24 protein-coding genes and 1 tRNA gene are annotated in these 23,436 nt (G+C 71.0%); 7 read left to right on the top strand and 18 right to left on the bottom strand.

Annotated features, from left to right (window positions below):
* Positions 1 to 59 precede the first annotated feature (59 nt).
* A complete protein-coding gene (locus C2L58_RS33055; protein WP_103341584.1) occupies positions 60 to 854 on the top strand; it encodes a DUF2470 domain-containing protein in 795 nt (264 codons plus the stop codon).
* Here the strand turns inward: C2L58_RS33055 and C2L58_RS33050 are convergent.
* Positions 846 to 1,307 (bottom strand): PPOX class F420-dependent oxidoreductase, encoded by a 462-nt coding sequence (locus C2L58_RS33050; protein ID WP_103341583.1) that lies wholly within the window; start codon positions 1,305 to 1,307, stop codon positions 846 to 848. The genes C2L58_RS33055 and C2L58_RS33050 overlap by 9 nt on opposite strands.
* Positions 1,308 to 1,329: 22 nt before the next feature.
* On the opposite strand from C2L58_RS33050, the gene C2L58_RS33045 reads away from it, so the two are divergent.
* The 3 genes from C2L58_RS33045 to C2L58_RS33035 all read left to right on the top strand — a co-directional run bounded on the left by C2L58_RS33045 (position 1,330) and on the right by C2L58_RS33035 (position 4,067).
* On the top strand, positions 1,330 to 2,142 hold the full coding sequence (locus tag C2L58_RS33045; protein ID WP_103341582.1) for a CPBP family intramembrane glutamic endopeptidase: 813 nt from the start codon (positions 1,330 to 1,332) through the stop codon (positions 2,140 to 2,142).
* Positions 2,143 to 2,183: 41 nt separating this feature from the next.
* The gene (locus tag C2L58_RS33040) at positions 2,184 to 3,368 is read left to right on the top strand and encodes an arginine deiminase (RefSeq protein ID WP_199191593.1); all 1,185 of its coding nucleotides are present in this window, start codon (positions 2,184 to 2,186) and stop codon (positions 3,366 to 3,368) included.
* A gap of 144 nt (positions 3,369 to 3,512) precedes the next feature.
* On the top strand, positions 3,513 to 4,067 hold the full coding sequence (locus C2L58_RS33035; protein WP_199191570.1) for a ferritin: 555 nt from the start codon (positions 3,513 to 3,515) through the stop codon (positions 4,065 to 4,067).
* A gap of 113 nt (positions 4,068 to 4,180) precedes the next feature.
* Here the strand turns inward: C2L58_RS33035 and C2L58_RS33030 are convergent, their stop codons facing one another.
* The 4 genes from C2L58_RS33030 to C2L58_RS33015 form a co-directional block, all read right to left on the bottom strand.
* A complete protein-coding gene (locus C2L58_RS33030; protein ID WP_103341579.1) occupies positions 4,181 to 5,011 on the bottom strand; it encodes a hypothetical protein in 831 nt (276 codons plus the stop codon).
* On the bottom strand, positions 5,008 to 5,520 hold the full coding sequence (locus tag C2L58_RS33025) for a SigE family RNA polymerase sigma factor (RefSeq protein ID WP_013222096.1): 513 nt from the start codon (positions 5,518 to 5,520) through the stop codon (positions 5,008 to 5,010). Before C2L58_RS33025 ends, C2L58_RS33030 begins: the two co-directional genes overlap by 4 nt.
* A 312-nt stretch (positions 5,521 to 5,832) precedes the next feature.
* Entirely contained in the window at positions 5,833 to 6,186 is a 354-nt protein-coding gene (locus tag C2L58_RS33020) for a DUF952 domain-containing protein (protein ID WP_199191569.1), read from the bottom strand.
* Positions 6,187 to 6,315: 129 nt separating this feature from the next.
* Positions 6,316 to 7,197 carry a DUF5926 family protein gene (locus C2L58_RS33015; protein WP_103341578.1) on the bottom strand — a complete coding sequence of 294 codons (882 nt, stop codon included), beginning with the start codon at positions 7,195 to 7,197 and terminating at the stop codon, positions 6,316 to 6,318.
* A gap of 53 nt (positions 7,198 to 7,250) precedes the next feature.
* Between C2L58_RS33015 and C2L58_RS33010 the strand changes: the two genes are divergently transcribed.
* Entirely contained in the window at positions 7,251 to 8,417 is a 1,167-nt protein-coding gene (locus C2L58_RS33010; protein ID WP_103341577.1) for a cytochrome P450, read from the top strand.
* 145 nt (positions 8,418 to 8,562) lie between these two features.
* Here the strand turns inward: C2L58_RS33010 and mca are convergent, their stop codons facing one another.
* Together mca and C2L58_RS33000 are read right to left on the bottom strand one after the other, a co-directional pair.
* Positions 8,563 to 9,405: a mycothiol conjugate amidase Mca gene (gene mca / locus C2L58_RS33005; protein ID WP_103341576.1), complete on the bottom strand. Its 843-nt coding sequence runs from the start codon at positions 9,403 to 9,405 to the stop codon at positions 8,563 to 8,565.
* Positions 9,402 to 10,748, bottom strand: a complete 1,347-nt coding sequence (locus C2L58_RS33000; protein WP_233226072.1) for a DHA2 family efflux MFS transporter permease subunit — start codon at positions 10,746 to 10,748, stop codon at positions 9,402 to 9,404. The genes mca and C2L58_RS33000 overlap by 4 nt, the downstream gene beginning before the upstream one ends.
* A gap of 96 nt (positions 10,749 to 10,844) precedes the next feature.
* Here C2L58_RS33000 and C2L58_RS32995 point away from each other — a divergent pair, with 96 nt between their 5' ends.
* Complete coding sequence (locus tag C2L58_RS32995) at positions 10,845 to 11,435, top strand: TetR/AcrR family transcriptional regulator (RefSeq protein ID WP_103341574.1); 591 nt, start codon at positions 10,845 to 10,847, stop codon at positions 11,433 to 11,435.
* Here C2L58_RS32995 and C2L58_RS32990 read toward each other — a convergent pair.
* The 11 genes from C2L58_RS32990 to C2L58_RS32940 form a co-directional block, all read right to left on the bottom strand.
* Entirely contained in the window at positions 11,432 to 12,469 is a 1,038-nt protein-coding gene (locus C2L58_RS32990; RefSeq protein ID WP_103341573.1) for a DUF4328 domain-containing protein, read from the bottom strand. The genes C2L58_RS32995 and C2L58_RS32990 overlap by 4 nt on opposite strands.
* A 2-nt stretch (positions 12,470 to 12,471) precedes the next feature.
* Positions 12,472 to 12,831, bottom strand: coding sequence for a rhodanese-like domain-containing protein (locus tag C2L58_RS32985; protein WP_103341572.1), 360 nt, complete (start codon positions 12,829 to 12,831; stop codon positions 12,472 to 12,474).
* Positions 12,832 to 12,872: 41 nt separating this feature from the next.
* Complete coding sequence (locus C2L58_RS32980) at positions 12,873 to 14,663, bottom strand: sodium/solute symporter (RefSeq protein WP_103341571.1); 1,791 nt, start codon at positions 14,661 to 14,663, stop codon at positions 12,873 to 12,875.
* Between the two features lie 31 nt (positions 14,664 to 14,694).
* A complete protein-coding gene (locus C2L58_RS32975) occupies positions 14,695 to 15,228 on the bottom strand; it encodes a hypothetical protein (RefSeq protein ID WP_103341570.1) in 534 nt (177 codons plus the stop codon).
* A 13-nt stretch (positions 15,229 to 15,241) separates the two neighbouring features.
* Positions 15,242 to 16,075, bottom strand: coding sequence for a LytR/AlgR family response regulator transcription factor (locus C2L58_RS32970; protein ID WP_043792552.1), 834 nt, complete (start codon positions 16,073 to 16,075; stop codon positions 15,242 to 15,244).
* A gap of 82 nt (positions 16,076 to 16,157) precedes the next feature.
* On the bottom strand, positions 16,158 to 17,543 hold the full coding sequence (locus C2L58_RS32965; RefSeq protein WP_103341569.1) for a carbohydrate-binding protein: 1,386 nt from the start codon (positions 17,541 to 17,543) through the stop codon (positions 16,158 to 16,160).
* A 158-nt stretch (positions 17,544 to 17,701) separates the two neighbouring features.
* Positions 17,702 to 18,547, bottom strand: coding sequence for a S49 family peptidase (locus C2L58_RS32960; RefSeq protein ID WP_103341568.1), 846 nt, complete (start codon positions 18,545 to 18,547; stop codon positions 17,702 to 17,704).
* A 164-nt stretch (positions 18,548 to 18,711) separates the two neighbouring features.
* Entirely contained in the window at positions 18,712 to 20,037 is a 1,326-nt protein-coding gene (locus C2L58_RS32955; RefSeq protein ID WP_103341567.1) for a histidine kinase, read from the bottom strand.
* 99 nt (positions 20,038 to 20,136) lie between these two features.
* Positions 20,137 to 20,997 (bottom strand): Fpg/Nei family DNA glycosylase, encoded by an 861-nt coding sequence (locus C2L58_RS32950; RefSeq protein ID WP_103341566.1) that lies wholly within the window; start codon positions 20,995 to 20,997, stop codon positions 20,137 to 20,139.
* 12 nt (positions 20,998 to 21,009) lie between these two features.
* The gene (locus C2L58_RS32945) at positions 21,010 to 21,450 is read right to left on the bottom strand and encodes a hypothetical protein (protein WP_013222080.1); all 441 of its coding nucleotides are present in this window, start codon (positions 21,448 to 21,450) and stop codon (positions 21,010 to 21,012) included.
* A 113-nt stretch (positions 21,451 to 21,563) separates the two neighbouring features.
* Entirely contained in the window at positions 21,564 to 23,177 is a 1,614-nt protein-coding gene (locus C2L58_RS32940; RefSeq protein ID WP_103341565.1) for a sigma-70 family RNA polymerase sigma factor, read from the bottom strand.
* 187 nt (positions 23,178 to 23,364) lie between these two features.
* On the opposite strand from C2L58_RS32940, the gene C2L58_RS32935 reads away from it, so the two are divergent.
* Positions 23,365 to 23,436, top strand: a tRNA-Gly gene (locus tag C2L58_RS32935).

Here is a 23,436-nt window from a genome sequence, read left to right as displayed (position 1 = left end):
CGTCACGACTATCCAGACCATCGAATTCAGGTTAGGCTCGCCTAAGTAGGAGGTGAGCCGTGACCGAGGCCCCCACATCCGTCCGCCGCCCGCCGGCACCGAATCCCGCCGAGCGCGCCAAGACGATCGCGACCCGCAACGGCCCCGCGTCGTTGCTGCCCACCTGCGACCGCGCGGACCTGAACGGCGAGCGCGTCGTCCCCGTCCTGCACCACGTGCACCACAGCGGCAGCGTCAGCGTGCTGCTGCCCGACGACCACCCGATGGTCCGCGCGGCGAAGCAGACCCAGCGCGGGGAGCTGGCCGTGATGGTCGAGGTCGCCGACCAGGCCCCGGTCGACCTGCGGGAACCCATCCGCGGGCTGCTGTGGATCACCGGCTGGCTGCGGCCGCTCTCCCCGGTTTCGGCCCGCGCGCGGGCGGTGGCGATCGCCGAGACGCGGCCGGACGAACGGCTCCTCGACGTCGGCCACGGCGTCACGCTGCTGCGGCTCACGCCGGCGTCGCTCGTGCTCGCCGACGCCGAAGGCACGCACTCGCTGCGCCCGCACATGTTCAGCGCCGCGCCACCCGACCCGTTCCACGACTACGAGGCCGGGTGGCTGCGGCACCTGGAGAGCGACCACTCCGACGTCGTCGAGCAGCTGGCGAAGCACCTGCCGGCGGCGTTGCGCGGCGGCCGGATCCGCCCGCTCGGGCTCGACCGGTTCGGGCTGCGGCTGCGCGTCGAGTCCGACACGGGCGACCACGACGTGCGGCTGGCGTTTTCGAAGTCCGTCGACAGCCCGGCGCAGCTCGCGTCCGAACTGCGCCGGCTGGTCGGCTGCCCGTTCCTGCGCGGGCGGTCAGGCTAGTTCGGCGGGGAAGCCGCCCTTCGCGATCGGCCCCCAGCTCTCGATGGTGACGCGGATGATGCTCTTGTCCTGCTTGACCATGGCCTCGCGGTATTCGTCCCAGTCCGGGTGTTCGCCCGAAATGCTGCGGAAGTAGTCCACGAGCGGCTCGACCGAATCCGGGACGTCCAGCACCTCGGCGACGCCGTTCACCTGCACCCACTGGTCGTTCCACTCGTCGGACAGGATGCAGGCGGAGACCTTCGGGTCGCGCTTGACGTTCACCACCTTCGCGCGCTTCGGATAGGTCGAGATGACCAGCCTGCCCTCGGCGTCCACGCCGCAGGTGACCGGCGAGAGCTGCGGGCCGCCGTCGGCCTTCGTGGTCAGCAGGATGGCGCGGTGGCGGGTCGACAGGAATTCGACCAGCGCGGCGCGGTCGACGGTTTCGTTGGTGGCGATGCTCCTGGGCATACCCCGAAGGTAGCGTGCGTCCATGACGTTCACCGCGCGATCGTGGCTGGCGCCGGATCGCCCCGAGTTCCCCGCCACGGTCGAGGACCCGGCCGAGCGCCGGGCGATCAAGCTCGAGCTGCTGATCGTCTTCGGCATCACGCTCGGCCTGTCCGGGGTGCGCAGCCTGCTGTCCCTTGTGGACTCGCTGCTGCAGCCGGTGCCACTGGCCCAGCAGCAGACCCAGCTGAACGTGCCGCAGGCCGCGGCGAGCCTGATCGACCTGCTCAAGCAGCTGCTGTCGGCGGCGCAGCTGGTCGGCTGGGGCGCGCTCGGGCTGTACCTGCTGTGGCGCGCGGGCATCAAGGTCAACCGGCTGGGCCTGGACCGCCGGTCGGCGGGCTACGACACGCTGCTGACGCTCGGGCTGGCCGCGCTGATCGGGATCCCCGGCCTCGTGCTCTACTTCGTCTCCTACCACCTCGGGTTCAGCCTGGCGGTGCAACCGTCCACTTTGGGCGACACGTGGTGGCGGCCGATCACGCTGACGCTCTCCGCGTTCGGCAACGCCTTCGCCGAAGAAGTCCTGGTCATCGGGTACCTGCTCACGCGGCTGCGGCAGCTCGGCGTCCGGGAGAACAACGCCGTGTTCGGCGCCGCGGTGCTGCGCGGGTCGTACCACCTGTACCAGGGGTTCGGCGGGTTCGTCGGGAACTTCATCATGGGCCTGGTGTTCGGACGGCTGTGGCAGAAGACCAACCGGCTGTGGCCGCTGGTCGCCGCGCACACGCTGTTCGACTTCGTTTCGTTCGTCGGGTATTCGCTGCTCAAGGGGCACGTTTCCTGGTTGCCCTGACTAGGATCAGGGGGGTGATCGACGAAACGGCACCTCCCCGGGTGGACAGCGAAGTCGGACCCCTGCGCGCGGTGCTGCTGCACCGGCCCGGCAACGAGCTCAAAAGGCTGACGCCCCGCAACAACGACCAGCTCCTGTTCGACTCGATCCCGTGGGTCGACCGGGCCCAGGACGAGCACGACGCGTTCGCCGAGGTGCTGCGCAACCGCGGCGTCGAGGTCCTGCTGCTGGCCGACGCGCTCCGGACGGCCTTGGACGACGACCGGGCGCACGCGGCGGGCGTGCATGCCGCGGTCGACGACCGGCGGCTCGGCGGCGACCTGGCCGACTCGCTGCGCTCGCACCTCTCGAGCGTCGACGCGGCCGGCCTCGCCGAGGTGCTGATGGCCGGCATGACGTTCGAGGAGCTGCCGTCGGCGGAGGGCGCGTCGCTGGTGCGGATGATGAACCACCCGCACGACTTCGCCGTCGACCCGCTGCCGAACCTGCTGTTCACGCGCGATTCGTCGGTGTGGATCGGCGACCGGGTGGCGATTTCGTCCCTGATCATGCCCGCGCGCCGCCGCGAAACCGCGGTGCTCGACCTCATCTACGCCTACCACCCGCAGTTCCGCCACGCGGCCCGCGCGTACGGCGCCCATTCGGCGCCGATCGAAGGCGGCGACGTGATGCTGCTGGCGCCGGGCGTGCTCGCCATCGGCGTCGGCGAGCGGACGACGGCGGCCGGCGCGGAGTCGCTCGCCCGGTCGGTGTTCGCCGACGGCATCGCGCACACCGTGCTGGCGGTGCCGATCGAGCAGTCCCGCGCGACCATGCACCTGGACACGGTGTGCACGATGGTCGACGCCGACGCGGTGGTGATGTACCCGCTCGCCCGCGACTCGCTGACGGCGTTCACGCTGCGCCCGACCGGCGACGGCGGGGTGAAGGTGGCCGGCCCGGCGCCGTTCCTGGTGGCCGCGGCCGAGGCGATGGAAATCGACCGGCTGCGCGTGATCGACACCGGCCTCGACCCCGTGACGGCCGAACGCGAGCAGTGGGACGACGGCAACAACACCCTCGCCCTGGCGCCCGGCGTGGTCGTCGGCTACGAGCGGAACGCCGAGACGAACGAGCGGCTGGAAGCGGCGGGCATCGAGGTGCTGCCGATCGCGGGCTCCGAGCTGGGCTCCGGCCGGGGCGGGCCGCGGTGCATGTCCTGTCCGGTCCGCCGCGATCCGCTGTAATGGCAGCCTTCCCTAAAGTGCGCATGCCTTTAGGGAAGGCTTACTTAAATTAGGTGAGTCTTCTTTAGGAATGGTAACCCTAATAGGGGGAAGATCACCAGGCGGATGTAGTCGGAAATCGAATTCTGCCGTATCGTGGTCACCATGGCCCTCACCAAGAAAAAAGAGCCGCGCTCGAAGTTCTACGAACTGCTGCAGGCGCAGATCCACAACGAGTTCAACGCGTCCCAGCAGTACATCGCGCTCGCGGTGTGGTTCGACGCCGAGGACCTGCCCCAGCTGGCGAAGCACTTCTACAAGCAGTCCGTCGAGGAGCGCAACCACGCGATGGCGCTCGTGCAGTACATGCTCGACCGCGATCACCACGTCGAGATCCCCGGCACCGGCGAGGTGCACAACGACTTCTCCGGCGTCACCGAGCTGATCGAGCTCGCCCTCGCGCAGGAGAAGGAGGTCGCCGCCGACATCTCCGCGATGGTCAAGGCGGCGCGCGCCGAAGAGGACTACATCAGCGAGCAGTTCACGCAGTGGTTCCTCAAGGAGCAGGTCGAAGAGATCTCGCAGATGAGCACGCTGCTGAACGTCGTCAAGCGCGCGAACGGCAACCTGTTCGAGGTCGAGAACCACCTGGCCCGCGAGTCCGTCGGCGACGACGGCGCCGACTCGCAGATGCCGCCGGTGGCCGGCGGCAAGCTCTGACGCTGCGTTAGCCCTCCGTCGAGGGCGGGGTGCCGGTTCAGCACCGCGGCGCGAAGCACGAAACCCGGGCTCTCCCCCTGTGGACAGCCCGGGTTTCTGCATGTCGCCGGCCCTCAGCCGGCGCAGTCCTGGGTGACGCTCGTCAAGCTCGTCTGCACGACGCCGGTCCGGTCGAGCCGGAAGCGGTATTCGGCGGCAGTTCCGGCCGGGGCGACCACGCCACCCGTTTCTTCCTTGGCCGCGGGGTAGACGGCGAGGATCTGGTCCTTCGTGGACCCGGCGCCGATGCCCTCGGCGGTGTGCGCGGCCACGTCCGGCGTGACGACGACGAGCCCGGCCGCCTTCGAAATGACGACGCTCGCGGACGCGGGAACCCCGCTGCCCTGTGCTTTGTAGACGGTGCAGCCCGCGCCGGCCTGGGCGTCGCTGAGCGTCACTGTCTGAGCGGCCACGTCGGCCTCGGACATGCCGAGTTTCAGCTTGCCGAAGCCGTCCGCCGCGAGCAGCGGTCCAGTGGTCACTTCGGCGAGGGTGGATGGCGCCGGGGCGGACGTCGGCCGCCGTGTCGGCGACGAGGGCGTCGACGCTCCCGGCGGTGCGGAAGCCTGGATGCTCTGCGTTCCGGTCGGGCCGGGCGTCGACGGCTCCGGCGGCCGGCCCTGCGTGAGGTTCTCGGCCGGCTTGGAGCCGACTCCGGTGCCGGGGACGGATATCGCCGCGGTCCCATCCTCGGTGTGGAGCCGGATCATGGTCAGCCCACCGGCGACGGCGACCACGGCGGCCGCCACCCCGGCCACGGCCTGCACGGTGTGGCGGCGCCGGCGACGGCGCCGCGCACCGGTGACGATGACCGCGCCGGCGTCGGGCGGCGGAGGCAAGTCCAGCCGCTCGTCGGCGAACAGCGCGCGCAGGCGCTGCTCCAGTTCGTCCTCGGAGATGTTCAACCCGCACCACTCCCTTCGCCTTCGCCGTCGACCGACTTCAGCTTCATCCGCAGCGACGCGATCGCCTTGCTGGCCTGGCTTTTTACGGTGCCCTGCGTGATTCCGAGGACCCCGGCGATCTCCGCTTCCGAGAGACCTTCGTAGTAACGCAGCACCATCACGGCCCGTTGTCTCGGCGGCAGTGTTCGTAACGCACGCCACAGCGGCTCGTGCTCGAACGGGTCCGCCGGCACGTGCGGGCTGGTGTCCGGCAGGTCCGCGACAAGGTTCTCGCGACGCGTCCGGCGCCAGCGGCTCACGTGCGCGTTCGCCATCGACCGGCGGACGTAGGCCAGCGGGTCGCCCGTCTTTTCGTGGACGTAGGTCCACCGCGAACCGATCTTTTCCAGCACGGTCTGCACCAGATCCGCCGCGTCGTGCGGGTTACCGGTGAGCGCGTGGCCGTAGCGCAGCAGGCCGGGCAAGGTGGCCTGCACGAAGTCGCCGAAGTCGACGAATTCGCCAGGCAACGTCGCGGCCCTCCCTCGGCCTGCGCTGGTCACCGGGGTGACGATCCGGCCGAAAGCAGGCGGACACGGCCCGGAGTCGATCCACTCACCGGCACCCGTTACGCCGTGGCTGCCGGTCGGATCGTCACCGGTCGGCGCAGCATCTCCCCCGGTAAAGACGGGTGCCGCAGCGGTCACCGTATCGCCTCCCATCGGGGTCGGGTAGCCGGAAGCCGAGTCGCTTTCCTCCCCAACACGCATCACAGCCCCCTCAGGTTGCCTGCGTTCCCGGCCGAGTTCGTGATCGCTCGGCCGGGTGATTGTCTGCCCACGTCAGCGGTGGGCGAGCGAGTCGGGCAGCCGGAAACCGCCGCCTTCGGACTCACGGAATTCGTGCACGCCGACGACCGCCGCGTGCGGGATCGGGCCGTAGACGTGCGGGAACCAGATCCCCTCCGGGTGCGGCGGAGCGCCGTCTTCCCAGCGGACCGGGGACCCGACCTTCGCCGGGTCGATCTCGAGGAGTACCAGGTCGGTGCGACCCCGGTAGCGGATGTTGGCCGGCAGCGTGGCCGTGCCGAAGTCGGAACAGTGGATGAACCCGGCTTCCCCCAGCGAAGACGGCCGGTACTCGCCGCCTTCACCCACTTCGGCCCACTCGGCCGCCCCACAGATGTGAAGTATCACGCCGAGAATGGTCCCACCACCGCGATCCGGCGGCGGTGTCTCGTGCGACACATAATGCCTGGTTGAACGCTCATCGAGCGGGTGACCGACCGCCGGTTCGTACCGACGGTCCGGCACCCGCCGACAGGGTCAGCGCAGGGTCAGCTGCCGGCCGATGAGGCCGTCCCGCGCCCGGCGCTCGGTCGCGTTCAGCGGCTCGTCGTCGAGCGACTTCAACGCCGTCTCGAGCCGGACGCCGAGGGCGTCCTTCGCTTCGGCCCACTCGCGGGCGTGGGCCTCGGGGTCGAGGTCCCAGACCGGGACGAGCAAGCCGTGCGCCCGGAACGAACCCGCGTAACGCGAGCCCTCACCGAGGCCGAGCTCACCGGCCGCGGACAGCCGGGCGAGGGCCTGGAGCAGCAGGTTCTCCGGCTCCGGCCGGACCCAGCGCAGGTGCGCCTTCTCGCCGGCGAGGACCCAGTAGGCACCCGAGCCGAGCCGTTCGGTGGGCATGATCGCGGCGTTCGCGCGCTCGAGGGACACGGCGACGTCACCGGTGGCGTCCGCGTCCTCCGGCAGCCACCAGCCGAAGTCCTGGTGCAGCGTGACGTCGAGTTCGGCACCCGGCGTCAGCAGGTCCTGGAGCCGCGCGTGCTCGTCGGCGGAGGGCGGGGTGGTGGTGTCCGGCACGCCGAGGACGTCGCCCTCCTTGGCGTCCAGCAGCCACTTCAGCGACCGGCCGAGGTCCCGGCTGATGTCGGACGAGCGGGTCTGCACCTGCAGCCCGAGGTAGCGCCGGCCGTCCGAGCGGACGAACGCGGCCGCCGCCATGGGCAGCACGGTCCCGAGGGTGACGTCACCGCCGTCGGCGAGGGTGAGCTGGGCCGTCGCGGACGGCACGAACTCGCGCAGCGCGATCAGCTCGGGCTCCGCCGCCAGACCTTCGAACGGCTGACCGACGAAGACGTCGCGCACCTTCGGCTTGCGGTCCGCCGCCTGCTTGGGACCCTTCTTGCGCGCGCCCTTGCCCACTGCTGCCTCCTCTGGCTCGGCTTCAGACGCTATCGAAGGGTTAGTCTCGCGACGTGTTCGACCCCCGCGATCCCGCATTCCTCGAAGACCCGTACCCGGCGTTCGCCGCACTTCGCTCGCGCGGCGACGTGCATTTCCACGAAGGGCTCGGCCTCGCCATCGCGGTGTCGCACGCCGCGTCCTCGGCCGTGCTGCGCCACCGCGGCCTCGGCCGGATTTGGCAGGACGCCCAGCCGCTCGAGCGGTTCGCGTCGTTCAACCTGCTGCACCGCAATTCGCTCCTGGAGAACGAGCCGCCCGCGCACACCCGCCTGCGTCGCCTGATCGCGGGTGCCTTCGGCCGCGGCCACGTGCAACGCCTGCGTCCGATGGTCGCGACGCTCGCCGCCCGCATGGTCGACGACCTGGCGGCCGCGATCGCCGCCGACGGCAGTGCCGACCTCCTCGAGCACCTCGCCCAGCCGCTGCCGGTCGCGGTGATCGCCGAGCTGCTCGGCGTCCCCGGCACCGACGGACCGCGGATGGTCCAGCTGTCCAACGCCATCGTCAAGATGTACGAGTACGACCTGCCGGAGGAAGGACGCGACGCCGCCGAGCAGGCCGCGGCCGAGTTCGTCGAGTACATCCGCTCGGTCGCCGAGGCCTGCGCGGACGCACCGGGCGACGACATCATCAGCGACCTCCTCCGCAGCGAGCTGACGCCGGACGAGCTGGTGGCCACCGCGGTGTTGCTGCTGATGGCCGGCCACGAGGCGACGGTCAACGTGCTCGGCAACGGCATCGCGGCCCTGCTCACGCACCGGGACCAATGGGAGCGCCTGCTGGCCTCACCTGCCCTTCTGGATTCGTGTGTCGAGGAGCTGATCCGGTTCGACGCGCCCCTGCAGCTGTTCGAGCGGACCGCGACGGAGGACGTGTCGATCTGCGGACATGTCGTTTCGCGCGGCGAGAAGATCGGCGCGCTCCTGGGTGCCGCGGCCCGCGACCCGAAGGTGTTCGACGAGCCGGACCGCCTGGACATCGGCCGGACGCCGAACGCCCACCTCGGGTTCGGCATGGGGATCCACTACTGCGTGGGTGCTCCTCTCGCTCGGGTGGAGATCGCCGCCGCGCTGAGCGCGCTGGTGGAGAGGCTGCCGGGGTTGCAACTGGCCGGAACTCCGCCGCGGCGGCCGGAGTTCGTGATCCGCGGGTTGAAGGAGCTTCGGGTCACCGCGTGACGGGGTCTCTTGGCCCGGTTCTCGCGTGATTCCGGACGGGACTCGCGTGACTGGGCAGGCAACTCGCGTGATTGGGGAGCCAACTCGCGTGATTGGGGAGCCAACTCGCGTGATTGGAGGGGCGACTCGCGTGATTGGGGAGGCATCATGGGGTTACTCCGGTGAAGAGGTCTTCTTCGATGCTGGGGCCTGGGGTGGGGTGGGCTAGGTGGTAGTCCTCGTGGGGCCAGACTTGGCGCTCGATTTCGCGTGAGTGGGCGAAAAACGGGTGGGCCGGGTCTACCTGGGTGGCGTGGGCCAGGAGGGCTCGGTCGCGGGTGGCGAAGTGGGCGTCGCAGCGGATTTTGGTTGTTGGCGGGAGTTTGTCGGGTGGGAGTTCGGTCAGGACTTCGGCCATTGAGGATTCGAGGCCGGCGGCCAGGGTGGCCTCGTGTAGTGCCTCGAACCAGGCGCGGCTCAGAGTTGCCTGGTAGTACAGCTTTTGTGGTTGCCACGGCTCGCCCGTGCCGGGATAGCGGGCGGGGTCGGCGGCGGCGGTGAAGGCCTCGACCGTCACCTCGTGGGTGCGGATGTGGTCCGGGTGGGGGTAGCCACCCGTTTCGTCGTACGTGATCACCACGTGCGGGCGGAACTCGCGGATCAGCGCCACCAGCGGGGCCGCCGCTTCGGAGAGCGGCAGGGCCGCGAAGCTGCCTTCGGGCAAGGGCTCGCCCTCGGCGGGGAGGCCGGAGTCGACCAGGCCGAGGAAACGCTGGCGGACGCCCAGGATCTCGGCAGCCGCGGCCATCTCGCGACGGCGGATCGCCGGGAGGTCCGCCCACGTCTCGGGCGTGTCGAGGGCCGGGTTCAGGACGTCGCCGCGTTCGCCGCCCGTGCAGGTGGCTACCAGGACGTCGACGCCTTCGGCCGCGTAGCGGGCCAGGGTGGCCGCGCCCTTGCTGGACTCGTCGTCCGGGTGGGCGTGGACGCTCAAGAGGCGGAAAGTCACCGTGTGCTCCTCGTAGGGAAGAAAAGTGCGGGGATCAAGGTCAGCGCCGAGAGCGCCAGTGCCCACGTGAACGTGGTGCCGAAGGCCGCCGGGGCCGGGGCGGCCGAGAGTTCACTGTGGAGGATCGCGGCCAGCAGGGCGGTGCCCAGCGAGCCGCCGATCCGGTTGACCACGTTGAACGCGCTCGCCGCCCGGGGGATGCGGGACCGCTCCAGCGAGCCGTACAGCGTGGTCATGCCGGGGGCCGTTGCCGCGCCCAGGCCGGCGCCGCGGATCAGGAGGGACAGCGTCAGCAGGGCACCGCCGGGTGCCGAGCCGAGCCGGGTGAACGCGATCGTGCCCAGCAGGGAAAGCGCGATCCCGGCCAGCATCGTGCGCCGCGGCCCGAAGCGGGCCAGGAGCCGGCCGCTCGCCAGCATGACCGCCGCCGAGCCGAGGGCCTGGGGCGCCAGCAACAGCCCGGCCCGCAACGCGCTCGCGCGCTCGACCTGCTCGTAGTACAGCGGAAGCAGCAGCATCGAGCTGTACAGCGACGCTCCCAGCAGGAACGTGCTCGCGCTCGCGACCGCGAACCCCTTGTTCCGGAACAACGCCAGCTCGAGCACCGGCGACGCCACCCGGGAAGCGTGGACGCCGTACGCCAGCAGGAGCACGGCCCCGGCCACCCAGGCGACGACCACGCCCTCGGCCAGCCCGTAGACGAACGCGCCGAGCCCGGGCGAGAGCAGCACGAGCCCCCGGACGTCCAACGCGGCAGGCTCGCCGCCCGGCGCCGGGGCTGGGAGGAGCCGCCGCGCGCAGAGGAACGTCGCCACGCCCAGCGGGACGATGCCGAAGAACATCCAGCGCCACCCCAAGCCCGCCACCAGCGCACCGCCGAGCATCGGGCCCAGCACCGGGGCCACCGCCGCCGGCAGGGTGATCACGCCGATCATCCGGCCCAGCGCCGGACCCGCCGCCTGCGCGAACACCGCCTGCCCGACCGGCTGCATCAGCCCGCCGCCCAGCCCGTGCAGCACCCGGAACGCGATCAACGCCGGCGCGGACCAGGCGAAGCCGCACAGCAGCGTGCCCGCGGTGAAGATCGCCACCGCCGCCAGCCAGACCGCGCGGCCGCCGAACCGGTCGGTCAGCCAGCCCGACAGCGGGATGGCCGCCGAGGCCGCGAGCAGGTACGCGCTCGCCACCCACTGCACCGTGGTCAGCGGGCTGTCCAGGTCACGGGCGATCGAGCCGATCCCGACGGTCACGATCGTCGCGTCGAGGATCGACAGCACCGCACCCATGATCAGCACACCGCCGAGCCGCCACAGCGCCGCATCCGGCCGGACTGCCGTCGTCATGTTCACCCCCCCGTTGATTAGGTCGAACCTCAGATTAGGTCCGACCCACTCAGTAGGTCAAGCACAATCTTGGGTCCGACCCAGTAGAGTGACGCCATGAGCGAGGGACTCCGCGACCGGAAGAAGCACGAGACCCGGAAGACCATCTCCGACGTGGCCACGCGGCTGTTCATCCGCAACGGCTTCGAGGACGTGACGATCGCGGACATCGCCGCCGAGGCGCGGGTCGCCAAGATGACCGTGACGAACCACTTCCCACGCAAGGAAGACCTCGTCTTCGACATCCGGGAGGACTTCACCTCCTGGCCCGCCGCCCTGATCCGCGACAGCGTCTTCCACGACACGCGCGAGCTCTACTTCGAAGCGCTGGGCGCCGAACACGCGCTGGTCGGCTTCTCCGGCCCCGGCTTCGTGCGGATGATCAAGGAAAGCCCGGTCCTGACGAACGCGCTGCACGAGATGCACCGCGAGCGCGAGACGGCGCTCGCCGACCTCCTCATCCGCCGCCACCCCGAAGAAGACCTCAACCCCACGCTCGCCGCCGCACACCTGGCGACGGTCCTGCGCGTGCTCTTCCAGGAGGCCTTCGACCGGACCCTCGAGAACGAAAAAACGGTCGCCGAGGAGCTCTGGCCGATCGCGGAACAGGCCTTCGACCAGCTCGAACCGGTTTTCGGTCGCTACTAGCGCGCGGCGCCGGCCGGCCGCGAAGCCCGCAGCTCCGGCTCAGGCGCACCCTGAACCTTCAGCACGCGCATTTCGCGCACGGCAAGGGCGTCCGACGGCGCCAGCAGCGCGGTGAACCGCCGCACCACCAGGGCCGTCATCACCGCCAGCGCGGCCGCGGACAGGTCGGTCACCGCGACCAGGACGACGCTGTCGGCCATCGACTGCACGTCGTCGCGGAAGCGCCAGCAGATCGACACCCCCAGCAGCACCCAGTTGAGCAGCCAGGCGCCCCACCACCCGAGCACCCGGCGCGACGGCTTCGGCCGGACGTCACGCGCGCGGCCCAGCACCGCGTGCTCGAGTTCGCCGACGACCGACAGCGCCAGCGGCAGGTTCGCCACTGGCACGAGGACGCCGACCAGCACCTGCCACACCGGCCGGGGCGGGTCGTCGCCCGAGACGTCCGCCGCCGCCTGGCGCGCGACCAGCAGCCACCAGAGCGAAAGCCCGGCGGGCAGCAGCGCGAGGATCGAGGCGAGCAGGCCCGCGGTGAGCACGAAGGCGTCGGAGAACGCCACCACCGAGCGGGACAGCGCGGATTCGCGGCCCTGGACGAGCAGCACGTACCGCCAGATCTCCGCGCTCGCCGCGGCCACGGCGAGCGCCGCGAACGCGAAGAGGACGACGACCACGCTGCGGCTGAGCACCGGCACCCGGTCGATCGGGCGGACCTCGTCGGACGCCGTGCCGGGCACCGACGTCGGGCGGCGCCAGACCAGGTTCGGGAACCCCCAGCGCGGCGGTACCGGGTACGACGGCGGCCCGAGGTACGGCTCGGGCGCCACGACGCGGCGGCGCGGCCACGCGCCGGGCGGTGGGGTGGCCACCCAGCGCAGCTTCGGCCGGTGCAGCGGACGGCGGTGGTAGGGGTACGGCTCCGGCTGGGCGGCCAGCGTCCGGCCGTGCAGCTGCTGGGCCGTCGGCGGCGGCGCCTGGCGCGGCCAGTACCCGGGCGGGTACGGCTGCCCGGCGGGAGGCTGCCCCGGGTGCAAGGCTAGATCACTTCGGGTTCGATGCCGGGGTGCTCGCCGACCATCGGCCGGCCTTCGCGCTGCCACGCGCCCATGCCGCCGGCCACGTTCACCGCGTCCCAGCCGCTCTGGTTGAGCCACGCGGCCGCGCGCGCGGACCGGCCGCCGCTGCGGCAGATCACGTGGATCGGCTGGTCTTCGGGCAGCTCGGCCAGCTCGCCGACGCGAGCGGGCAGCTCCCCCATCGGGATGTGCACCGCGCCGGGCGCGTGCCCGGCGGCCCACTCGTCGTCTTCGCGGACGTCGAGCAGCACGAGGCCGTCCTTGGGCAGGTCGCGGACCTCGGCGGTCGGCAGTTCAGCAGGGCTCACCACGGTGTCCATGCTGCCATGCGGAGGCGTTGCCCGCGCGTGAGGTCAGCGGATCACTTGCGGTGCCGGCCGCGGCTGGTGACGCGGGTCTTTTCCTCGGCCTGCCCGAACCGCGCGACCGCCCTGTCCCGCATGAAGCCGAGCGGGTCCGGCGCGTGCAGCCGCAGCATGATGTCGTGGACGTGCTCCGGACGGCCGTAGCCGGTCACACGGCTGACCAGGTACGTCGTCACGAAGGCGGCCGGGACGGTGATCAGCGCGGGCTGGTTGACGAACCAGGGCGCCCAGCCGCCGGTGTAGCCGCTCACGACGTTGACCACCAGCGCGGTCAGCACCAGGCCGCCGCCGACGAACATCCCGGCCAGCGCGCCCGGCCAGGACAGCTTGCGCCACCAGATGCCCAGCACCAGCAGCGGGCTGAAGGTCGACGCGGCGAGCGCGAACGTCAGCCCGATCGACAGCGAGATGTCCTCCGGCCGCAGCGCGAGCGCCAGCCCGATCGGGAACAGCGCGACCAGCCCGGCCGCCACGCGGAAGTCCCGCACCCGGCCCGGCAGCAAGTCGGTCGACACCACCCCGGCCACGCTCACCAGCAGCCCGGACGTGCTGGACAGGAACGCGGCGAACGCGCCGGCGGCGGTGACCGCGCCGAGGAGCTGGCCGCCGACGCCGGGCAGGATCGCCGAGGGCAGCTGCAGGATCGCGGCGTCCGTCTTGCCGGTCACCAGCAGCTCGGGGACGTACATCCGCGACAGCGCGCCCAGCAGCGTCGGGAACAGGTAGAACAGCCCCAGCAGCAGCAGCACGTGCACGGTGGTGCGGCGCGCGGCCTTGCCGTCGGGGTTGGTGTAGAAGCGCACCAGCACGTGCGGCAGGCCCATCGTGCCGAGGAACGTCGCGAACATCAGCGAGTACGTCTGGAGCAGGTCGGTGAGGCTGCCCGAAGCCGGGTGCAGCCAGTCCGAGTTGTCCGCGCTCGCGTCGCTGACCACCGGGACCGGCGTGCCGGCCACGAACTTCAGCTTGGTGCCTTCGGAAACCGTGTGCGGCGCCAGCGGGGTCCAGTGCGTCGGCCCGGCCGCCGGGCCGTTGTCGGTGCGGCCGTAGGCGTAGAGGTAGGTGTCCGAGGTGACGTGCAGCGTGACGTCGGTTTGCACGTCCACCGTGGTGTCGCTGACGAACACCGGCGGCGCGGGCGAACCGAGCGGCCGGAACCCGTCCGGGCCGCCGCCGGTGAAGAAGACCATGCACAGCACGAACGCGGGCACCGCGATCGCGAACAGCTTGAGCCAGTACTGGAACGCCTGGACCACGGTGATCGCGCGCATCCCGCCGGAGATGACGTTGAACGCCACGAGGACCATGACCACGATGGCGCCCGCCCACGCGGGCACCGGCACGACCGTCGCCAGGGTCAGGCCGGCGCCCTGCAGCTGCGGGGCCATGTACAGGATCCCGATGAACACGACGAACGCCGTGGAGAACCGGCGCAGGCCCTGCGAGCCGAGCCGCATTTCGACGAAGTCGGGCAGCGTGTAGGCCCCGGACCGGCGCAGCGGCGCGGCCACGAACAGCATCAGCGCGAGGTATCCGGCGGTGAACCCGATCGGGAACCACAGCGCGTCGGCGCCGTCCTTGAGCACGATTCCGGCGATGCCGAGGAACGAGGCCGCGGACAGGTATTCGCCGGAGATCGCGGCGGCGTTGCGGCGGGACCGCACGGTGCGCCGCGCCACCAGGAAGTCGTGCGTGCTCGTCGCCGACCGCGAGGAGCGGTGACCGAGGTAGGGCGTCACCACGGCGACCAGCACGATGCCGGTCAAGGCCCACGGGTTCAACTGCACGGGAGGAATCCTCGCACGACTTGGTGCGAAACTAGTTTTCGATCATGTCCACGAACGCGCGTTCGTGGCGTTCGGCGAGCCGGTTGTACCAGATCCCGACGCCGAACAGGAATGGGAACGGCAGCACGCCGAGAATCAGCCAGGCCACCGGAATGCCGAGCAGGCTGGCCTGGGAGAACCCGGGCACCAGGTAGAACAGCACGGGCAGCGAGCCGAAGACGCCGACGACGAGCAGGGCGAGCAGCAACGCGGTCCGCAGCTGCACCTTCACCAGGTGGTCGCGGACGAGCAGCTTGCCCCAGCTGGTCTGCTCCTCCAGCTCGACCCGGGCGCGCAGGGTGCCGGCGCCGCGGCGCGGGTCGGCGAGGATCACGCGCTCCCGCTTGGGTTTCGCGTGGTGTTCCGGCTTCGGCTGCGGCTCGTTCTCCGGCGCCGGCGGCAGGGACTCGACGACGGCCCGCTCCGCCGGCTGCGGCAGCGGCCGGTGCCGGGGGCCGCGCCTGCCGAGGGTCGGATCCGGTTCGCGGACGCCGTTCGAGCGGCGCTCGTAGAAGTCGTCCGTCATGGCCGGCCCCGGCTCAGCCGTTCCGGCCCGAACCGACCAGCCGGTCCTTCAGCGCGCGGGTGTGCCGCCGGCTCACCGGCAGCACCTTCTCCTCGTTGCCGATGACGACCTGGTAGCCGCCCTGACCCATGCGCAGCTCGGTGATCAGCGGCAGGGCGACCAGGAACGACCGGTGGATGCGGACGAAGCCGGCCTTCTCCCAGCGCTCTTCGAGCTGGGCCAGCGGGATGCGGACCAGGTGGCTGCCTTCGGTGGTGAACAGCCGCGCGTAGTCGCCCTGTGCCTCGACCCAGCGAACCGAGGAGCGCGGGATGAGCTTGGTGGTGCCGGCGAGCTCGACCGGGATGACCTCGTCGTCGTTCTTGACCGGCTCGCCGCCCAGCGCGCCGGGCGGGGGCGCCGCGGCGGCGGCCAGCTTGTCCAGCACGCGCGAGATGGCGCGATCGAGGCGATCCTGCTGGTACGGCTTGAGCACGTAGTCGAGGGCGCCGAGGTCGAAGGCGTTGACGGCTTCTTCGGCGTGCCCGGTGACGAACACCAGCGCGGGCGAGGGCCGCAGCGCGGCGAACACGCGCGACATCTCCATCCCCGACAGCCCGGGCATGTCGATGTCCGCGAAGACGGCGTCGACGATCGGCAGGCCACGGTCCTTGCGCTCGCGCAACCGCGGGTCGTCGGTGGACAGCAACCGCAGCGCCTCGGAGGCGTCGATCGCCGGGAACACCTTCGCCACGTGCGGGCTGTTGCGCAGGCAGTGGACGAGTTCGTCAAGACCGTTCGGCTCGTCGTCCACAGCCAGGACCACGAGCTTCCGGGTGTCATCGTGAGCACTCACAGTGAAACGCATCCTGCCCATTGCCGAGTGCAATGTCCAGCCCCCGTCCGCCTTAAGTGAGGAGACCCGCGGCCGGAGCCGCGGGCCCCTGCTCTCAATGCACGAACGTGAACCAGTTGAGGTTCACGAAGTCGGCCGGCTGGCCGCTGGTGAAGGTGACGTACACGTTGTGGACGCCGGTCACCCCGCCGATGTTCGCCGGGACGGTCCGCCAGCTCTGCCAGCCACCGGTGTTCCCGACCGCGAAGCTGCCGATGGGCGCGTTGGACCGGCTGTCCAGCCGCACCTCGACCAGCCCGCTGACCCCGCCGGCGGCCCCGGACGCCACGCGCGCCTGGAAGTTCGTCGCCGCGCTGCCGCCGAAGTCGACGTTCGGGTACAGCGCCCAGTCGCCGTTGGCCACCGCGGCGACGTTCTGGCCGCCGCCGGTGTCCGTGGTGGTCTCGGTGATCAGACCGGACTGCTGGCTGTACGACTCCGCCTGGATGGTCCGGTAGGCGCTGCCGCCACCGGTCGGCGGCGTGGTCGTGGTGGGCGGGGTCGTCGTGCCGCCACCACCGCCGCGGGTGGTCACCGTGACGTAGTCGACGACCATCGGGTGCCCCGGCACGATCCCCGGCCCCGGCGTGGTCGTGCCGGAGTTGTTGTTGGGGAACGCGCCGCCGATCGCGAGGTTCAGCAGCACGAAGTAGCCCTGGTGGGTGGTCATGTTCGCCCAGGTCGTCGCGTCGAGCTGGTTCTGGCTCACCGAGTGGAACTGCTGCCCGTCGACGAACCAGCGGAGGACCTGCGGGCTGCTGCTCGCGTCCCATTCGAAGCGGTAGGTGTGGAAGGCCGACTGGCAGCTGCTCCCGGGGCACGCCCGGTTGTTCGGCAGGCCGGTGGTCTCGTTGCACGGACCGCCCGGGTTGACGCCGCAGTGCAGGACGCCCCAGACGGAGTTGATCCCGTTGACGTTCTCCATGATGTCGAACTCGCCGATGGCGGGCCAGTTCCACCAGTTGCCGCGGTAGGGGCCGCCGAGGGCCCAGAACGCCGGCCAGTAGCCGAGCGCGGCCGCCCCGGTGACGTCCGGCATCTGGATCCGGCTTTCGATCCGCATGACGCCGCCCGCCGGGGGCTTGAAGTCGGCGCGCTGGGTCTCGATCCGGGCCGACGTCCAGTTGCCCGCGCCGTCGCGCAACGGCGTGATGCGCAGGTTGCCGCTGCCGTCTTGGGACAGGTTGCTGCTGCTCGCCGTGTAGTTCTGGATCTCGCCGGTCCCCCAGTTGCTGGGGCCGCCGGGGTAGCTGTGGCCGGTGTCGACGATCCAGTTGGCGCTCGAGGGGAGCGAGCCGGCGCCGCCGGTGAAGTCGTCGGCGAACACCGTCGTCCAGCCCGACTCGGGCGGCGGGATCGACGCGGCGGCGGGGATGGTCAGCGGGATGGCGATCAGTGCGGCGCCGAGCACCGCGCCGATGGTGAACCGGAGGTGGGGCATCGGGTACGACCTCCTTGTCGTCCGGATTTGTTGCCGTTCACAACAGAGCCCGTTGACGAGGAAACCTGACACTCCACCCCCGGTTCCAGAGGCGTTACACAGGAAGAGTGATCCAGGTCACAAAGTCTGCCCGGAAGTACTCGAACCGGACATCGGCGTCAGAGGCCGAAGCGCGACCAAGCCGCCTTCTGCGTCACCGCGTCCAGCACCGCCGAGGCCGCCGCCGGTGCACCGAGGCCGAGGCGCGCGAGCAGCGGCTTCTTCGGCTCGGCCACCGAGATCTCCGCGTCCGGGTAGCGCTCGGTGATGATCTGCCGGAGGCTGCCGAGGCCGTCGATCAGGCCCAGCTCGAGCGCCTTCGCGCCGAGCCAGACGTCGCCGGTGAACAGGTCCTCCGCGTCGGTCAGCCGCTCGCCGCGGCGCTCCTTCACCCAGTTCACGAACAGCTCGTGGAGCTGGGTGTGCATCTTCTTCAGCCACTCGACGTCTTCGGGCTTCTCCGGCGAGAACGGGTCCAGCCGCGACTTGTTCGCGCCCGCCGTGTGCAGCCGGCGCTCGATGCCGAAGCGCTCCAGGAGGCCGGTGAACCCGAAGCCGCCGCTGATCACGCCGATCGAGCCGACCATCGACGTCCGGTGCGCGTAGATCTCGTCGGCGGCGCAGGCCAGCCAGTACCCGCCCGACGCGGCGACGTCCTCGCAGAACGCCAGGACGGGCACGCCCTTCTCGTCGGCCAGCTGCCGGATCCGCTCGGCGACCAGCCCCGACTGCGTCGGCGCGCCACCCGGCGAATTCACCAGCAACGCGACCGCCTTGAGCCGATCGTGCCCGAACGCCCTGGTCAGCGCCGTTTCCACGGCGGCGAGGTTGATCGCGCCCCGGGCCAGCGGGGACGGCGACGGCGTGATCACGCCGTGCAGCTTCACCACGGCCACGACGTCCTTGCGCTCGACGCGGTCGGCCAGCACCGGGATCCGCGAAGCCAGTTTGTCCGTAACGCTCATGAAGCCAGGCTAGCCGGATTTTTCGGGGGTCCGGGTGGCGAAGCCCCCGGCCCCGGGGCGAAGCCCCGGATGTCACAGGTTTTTCGGGGGTCCGGGTGGCGAAGCCCCCGGCCCCGGGGCGAAGCCCCCGGCCCCGGGGCGAAGCCCCGGATGTCACAGCGGATTCAGCCCATGGGGAGGATGCCGGAGCGCGTGCCGTTGACGCCGTTCACCTCGGCGCCGTTCAGCTGCGTCGGACCGCCCTGGGCCGGGACGTCGGCGTCGCCGGAGTCGGTCTCGGAGCTGTAGTCCGGCATGTTCGGCCGGACGCCCGGGACGAACTTCGGCACCCGCAGCGTCACCTTCATGCCGGCCCCGGGCGCGGTCTCGACCATCACCGCGTAGTCGCTGCCGAAGACCTGCTGCATGCGCTGGCTGATGTTGCCGAGCCCGACGTGCGCGCCGGTGCTGTGCGCGTTCTTGACGTCCTTCAGCCGCCGCGGGTCCATGCCGATGCCGTCGTCCTCGACGCTGATCAGCGCCTCGGTGCCGTAGTCCTGCGCGATCACCGTGACGCAGCCGCCGCTGGGCTTGCTCGCGAGGCCGTGCTTGACCGCGTTCTCCACCAGCGGCTGGATGATCAGGAACGGCACGACGACGCTGAGCACCTCGGGCGCGATCTTCATCCGCACCTCGAGCCGGCCGCCGAAGCGGGCGTTCTCGATGGTCAGGTAGCGGTCGATGTTGCGCAGCTCCTCGGCGAGCGAGGTGAACATGCCCGACGTCCGGAACGAGTAGCGCGTGAAGTCGGCGAAGTCCTGAAGCAGCTCTCGGGCCTCTTCGGGATCCGTGCGGATCAGCGCGGAGATCGTGTTGAGCGCGTTGTAGACGAAGTGCGGCGAGATCTGCGCGCGCAGCGCCTTGATCTCGGCCTGCTGGAGCTGCTGCTTCGACTCGTCCAGCCGGGACAGCTCGAACTGGGTGCAGACGAACTGGGCGACGGCGTCGGCCATCTGCACCAGCCGCCCGCGGGTGCGGCCGACGACGATCAGCGCCGCCTCGGTCTCGCCCTCCACCAGCAGCGGCACGATGACCGCGGTCTTCATCCGGCAGGTACCGCGGTGGTTGCACGGCATCCGGTCGTGCGCGACGACCTCGCGGCGGTGCTTGCGGATCGCGTTGCCGATCGCGTCGACGAGGTCGACGTAGTGCTCGTTCGCCTCGCCGTCCCAGGACAGCAGCGTGCCTTCGCTGTCGGTGATGCCCACGGCGACGCAGTCGAGCATCTGCAGCAGCTGCGTGGTGATCTTGTCGGCGGCGTCCTCGTCCAGGCCGGCGCGCAGGTTCGGCGCCGCCTTCGACATCCGGTGCACGGCCTGCAGCATGGCGTCCTCCACCACGCTGGCCGGCTTGCGCTGCCGCACCAGCAGCACGATCAACGCGGCGACGAGCAGCACCACGAGACCCCACGGGACGATCTGCGCAAGCGGAAACCCGGACACGGCGTCCATGCTCTGCGCTCGACCGACCGGGTGCAAGGCCTGTTCCCACTTTCTGTCCAACAGCGATGACCGAGAGTTGAAGAGACCCTACCGAGCGTCCGGAAGCGGCTACTTCAGCAGCCGCGACATCCGGCGGTCCGCGAGCGGCTTGCCGCCGGTCTGGCAGGTCGGGCAGTACTGGAACGACTTGTCGGCGAAGGATATTTCGCGGATCGTGTCGCCGCAGACGGGGCACGGCAGCCCGGTCCGCGCGTGGACCCGCAGGCCCGACCGCTTCTCGCCCTTCAGCCGGGCCGCCTTCTGCCCCACCGACCGCTCGACGGCGTCGGTCTCGATGTCGTGGATCGCCTCGGCGAGCGTCTCCAGCGCACCCTCGTCGAGCTTGCCGATCGTGGCGTACGGCGAGAGCTTCGCGCGGTGCATGATCTCGTCGGAGTAGGCGTTGCCGATCCCGGCGATGAGCGACTGGTCGGTGAGCGCCCACTTCAGCCGGGTGTTCTTCCCCGCGAACAGCTCACGCAGCTGGGCGGCGTCCACGGCGAGCGCGTCCGGGCCCAGCCGGGCCACGCTCGCGATCTCCTGCGGGTCCTTGACGACCCAGACCGCCAAGCCCTTCTTCGTGCCCGCTTCGGTGAGGTCGAAGCCCGGCCCGGTGGCGGACTCGAGGTGCACCCGCAGTGAGATCGGGCCCTTCCCCGGCTTCAGCGGCGCCGCGGCGAGGCCGTCGGACCAGCGCAGCCAGCCCGCGCGGGCCAGGTGGACGACCAGGTGCAGGTCACCGGCCACGACGTCGAGGTGCTTGCCGTGCCGGGTCGCGCCGGTGATCTCGCGGCCGTGCAGCTCGGTCCACGGCGGGGTCGCCGTCTTCAGGACGCTCAGCGATGCGACATCGATGCGGAAGATCGGCCGGCCCACGGCGTTCTCGCGCAGGTGGTGAGCCAGTGCTTCGACCTCGGGTAGCTCGGGCATGGCACCAGTGTCCTACTCGACCGGGTGGAGTGGCCCGTCGAAGTCCGGCAGCGAATGCCGCTGGATGGTCTTGGAGATCTTCTTTACCTCGCCCTGCACGGTGAACATGCCGCGGATGGTGCCGACCCAGCGCTCGGACGGCCTGTCGCCGGTGACGTCGCCCTCGGTCTCCGCGACCACGGTCCACGGGCGCCGCAGGATCCACCGCAGCGGGAAGAACAGCACCACGAGCAGCAGCGCCAGCAGCACCCACGCGGGCACGTTGACCTGGTCGGGCGTCCACACGACGAGGATCACGGCCAGCAGCGTGGTGACGACGATCATCGCGATCCCGGGCCCGTAGCTGCCCGCGACGTCGTGCTCGAAGTCGTCGGCCGTCGCCGGTGCGCGCCATTCCATCTGGGCACGGACCACCCAGTCGCGGCCGTCTTCGCCGCGTACCAGCCGGTTCATTCAGTTGCCTCCCGGGGCGCCCGCAGGGTGAGCGCCTCAACGGTACCGTGCCCGGGCTCACCCGCGCGAGGGAGGAACCGGACAACTCGCCCGGCGGAACCGATCATCGCTGATCAAGAACCCGACGGCGGGGCCGGAGCCGGGTCCGCCGGTTCGCCCGACCCGGTGACGGACGACGCCCTGCTCGGGCAGGGCTTCCCCGAAGTCGGTGTCACCGTCGTCGACGGCTCCGTCGTCTTGGTGTCCGTCGCGTTGGGGTCCGTCGGTGTCTCCGGGTCGCCGGCCTGCGGGTCGCCGGCCTGGTCGTCCTTCGGCGCCGGCTTCTCCGGCTGGTCCGTGGGCTCGTCCGACGACGGGCGCGGCTTGCCGGTCGGCGACAGCTCGGGCGCTTCGGCGTCCTCCGGCACGGGCGCGTCGGTGGACTCGGTCGTCATCGTCATGACAGGCCTCGACGAATCCAGCCGCGGCGACGACCCCGGGTGGTCGGACGCGGCGAAAGTCGAGGAGGGGACGTCTTCACGCGGGACGAGCTGGTCACCCGCGCCGCTGCCGCCCACGGCCGCGATCGGGACGTCCCCGGCGAACGGCAGAGCGGGCACTTCGTTCGCGGCGACCTGCGGCTCCCCGCCCCGCGCCCGGGCCGGCACCGCGACCGCGCTGCCCCGGCCGTTGAGCACGCCGATCCCGATCCGCGGCTCCGGCGGCGCCTGCGGAGGCGGCTGGTGCGTTTCCGACGGCGGCACCACGACGAGCTCAGGCGCCCCGCCGGGCAACCCGATGTCCCGCACCGGCCCGGACCCGAACAGCACCGGCCCGGCCGCGACACCGACGGCGCCCACCGCGGCGGTCGACGCCAGCGCCAGCCCGATCTTCACCTTCGAACCGACCAGGACGCCCTTGACCGTCGCGCCCAGCCCGGCCAGCACCCCGCCACCACCCAGCGACGCGGCGGCCGGCACCAGCAGCACCAGCACCCCGGCGTGCGCGCGCAGCGACGAGCAGACGTCACGCAGCTCGTCCTGCGTCGCCCGGCACGACGGGCAGCCGTGCAGGTGCGCCTTGATCCGCTCGGCCTCGGCGCCGGTGACGCTGCCCGCGGTGAACCCGCCCAGCTTCTCGACGACCGCCCGGCACGAATCCGGCCCGCGGTTCACCGAAAGGTGGGCCTGCAGGTACGCCGCCCGCAGCCCCTGCCGGGCCCGGCGGGCCAGCGCCGCGGTCGCGTTCGCGCTCAACCCGAAGTGGGGAGCGACCATCGCGGGCTGCTCACCCTCGACCTCGGTCTGCCACAACACCGTCCGCCAGCGCTCCGGCAAACTCGTGAACGCCGTCGTGATCAACGTGTGCTCGGCCGTGCGGGCGTGCGTGTCGGCCCCCGCCCCGGCGCGGAAAGTCAGTTCGTCGTCGGACACCGGGACGTCCCGGCGCGCCCCGTGCCACTCCCACGACACCCGGCGGGCGACGGTCAGCAGGTAAGCGCGAACGTAGTCACGGGGACCGGCGCCCCGGCGGAGAGCCTGCAACACGCGGAAGAACGTCTCCGCGGTGATGTCCTCGGCCTCGGACCGATCGGCCGCCAAGCTCTGCGCGAGCCGGCGGACCGCGGCGGCGTGCCGCTCGAACAGCTCCCCGAACGCGGCGTCCTCGCCGTTGCGGAGCCGTTGCAGCAGTGCCTGCTCATCGGATTCCGAGGCCGCTGGTGGCGGCACCGTGCCCAGCTCGGTCATCCGGCCCGGCACCTCCTCCCCGAAGGTCTCCCCATTCGGTCGAATGGAGACACCATACGGAGGGAATCAGCCGTCGTCACCCCTTGTACGCCAGCTGTGACACCGAAGCACCGGTCCCGGCACAGGGGGACCCGGTGACCGGACCCCTCAGCCATGGGTATAGAGTTTCCCCCATCAGCAAGACAACGCGGATGTAGCGCAGCTGGTAGCGCATCACCTTGCCAAGGTGAGGGTCGCGGGTTCGAATCCCGTCATCCGC

The sequence above is a fragment of the Amycolatopsis sp. CA-126428 genome, assembly GCF_002904335.1.
In the GTDB taxonomy this organism is placed as follows: domain Bacteria; phylum Actinomycetota; class Actinomycetes; order Mycobacteriales; family Pseudonocardiaceae; genus Amycolatopsis.
This window is presented reverse-complemented; position numbering and strand designations above follow the sequence as displayed.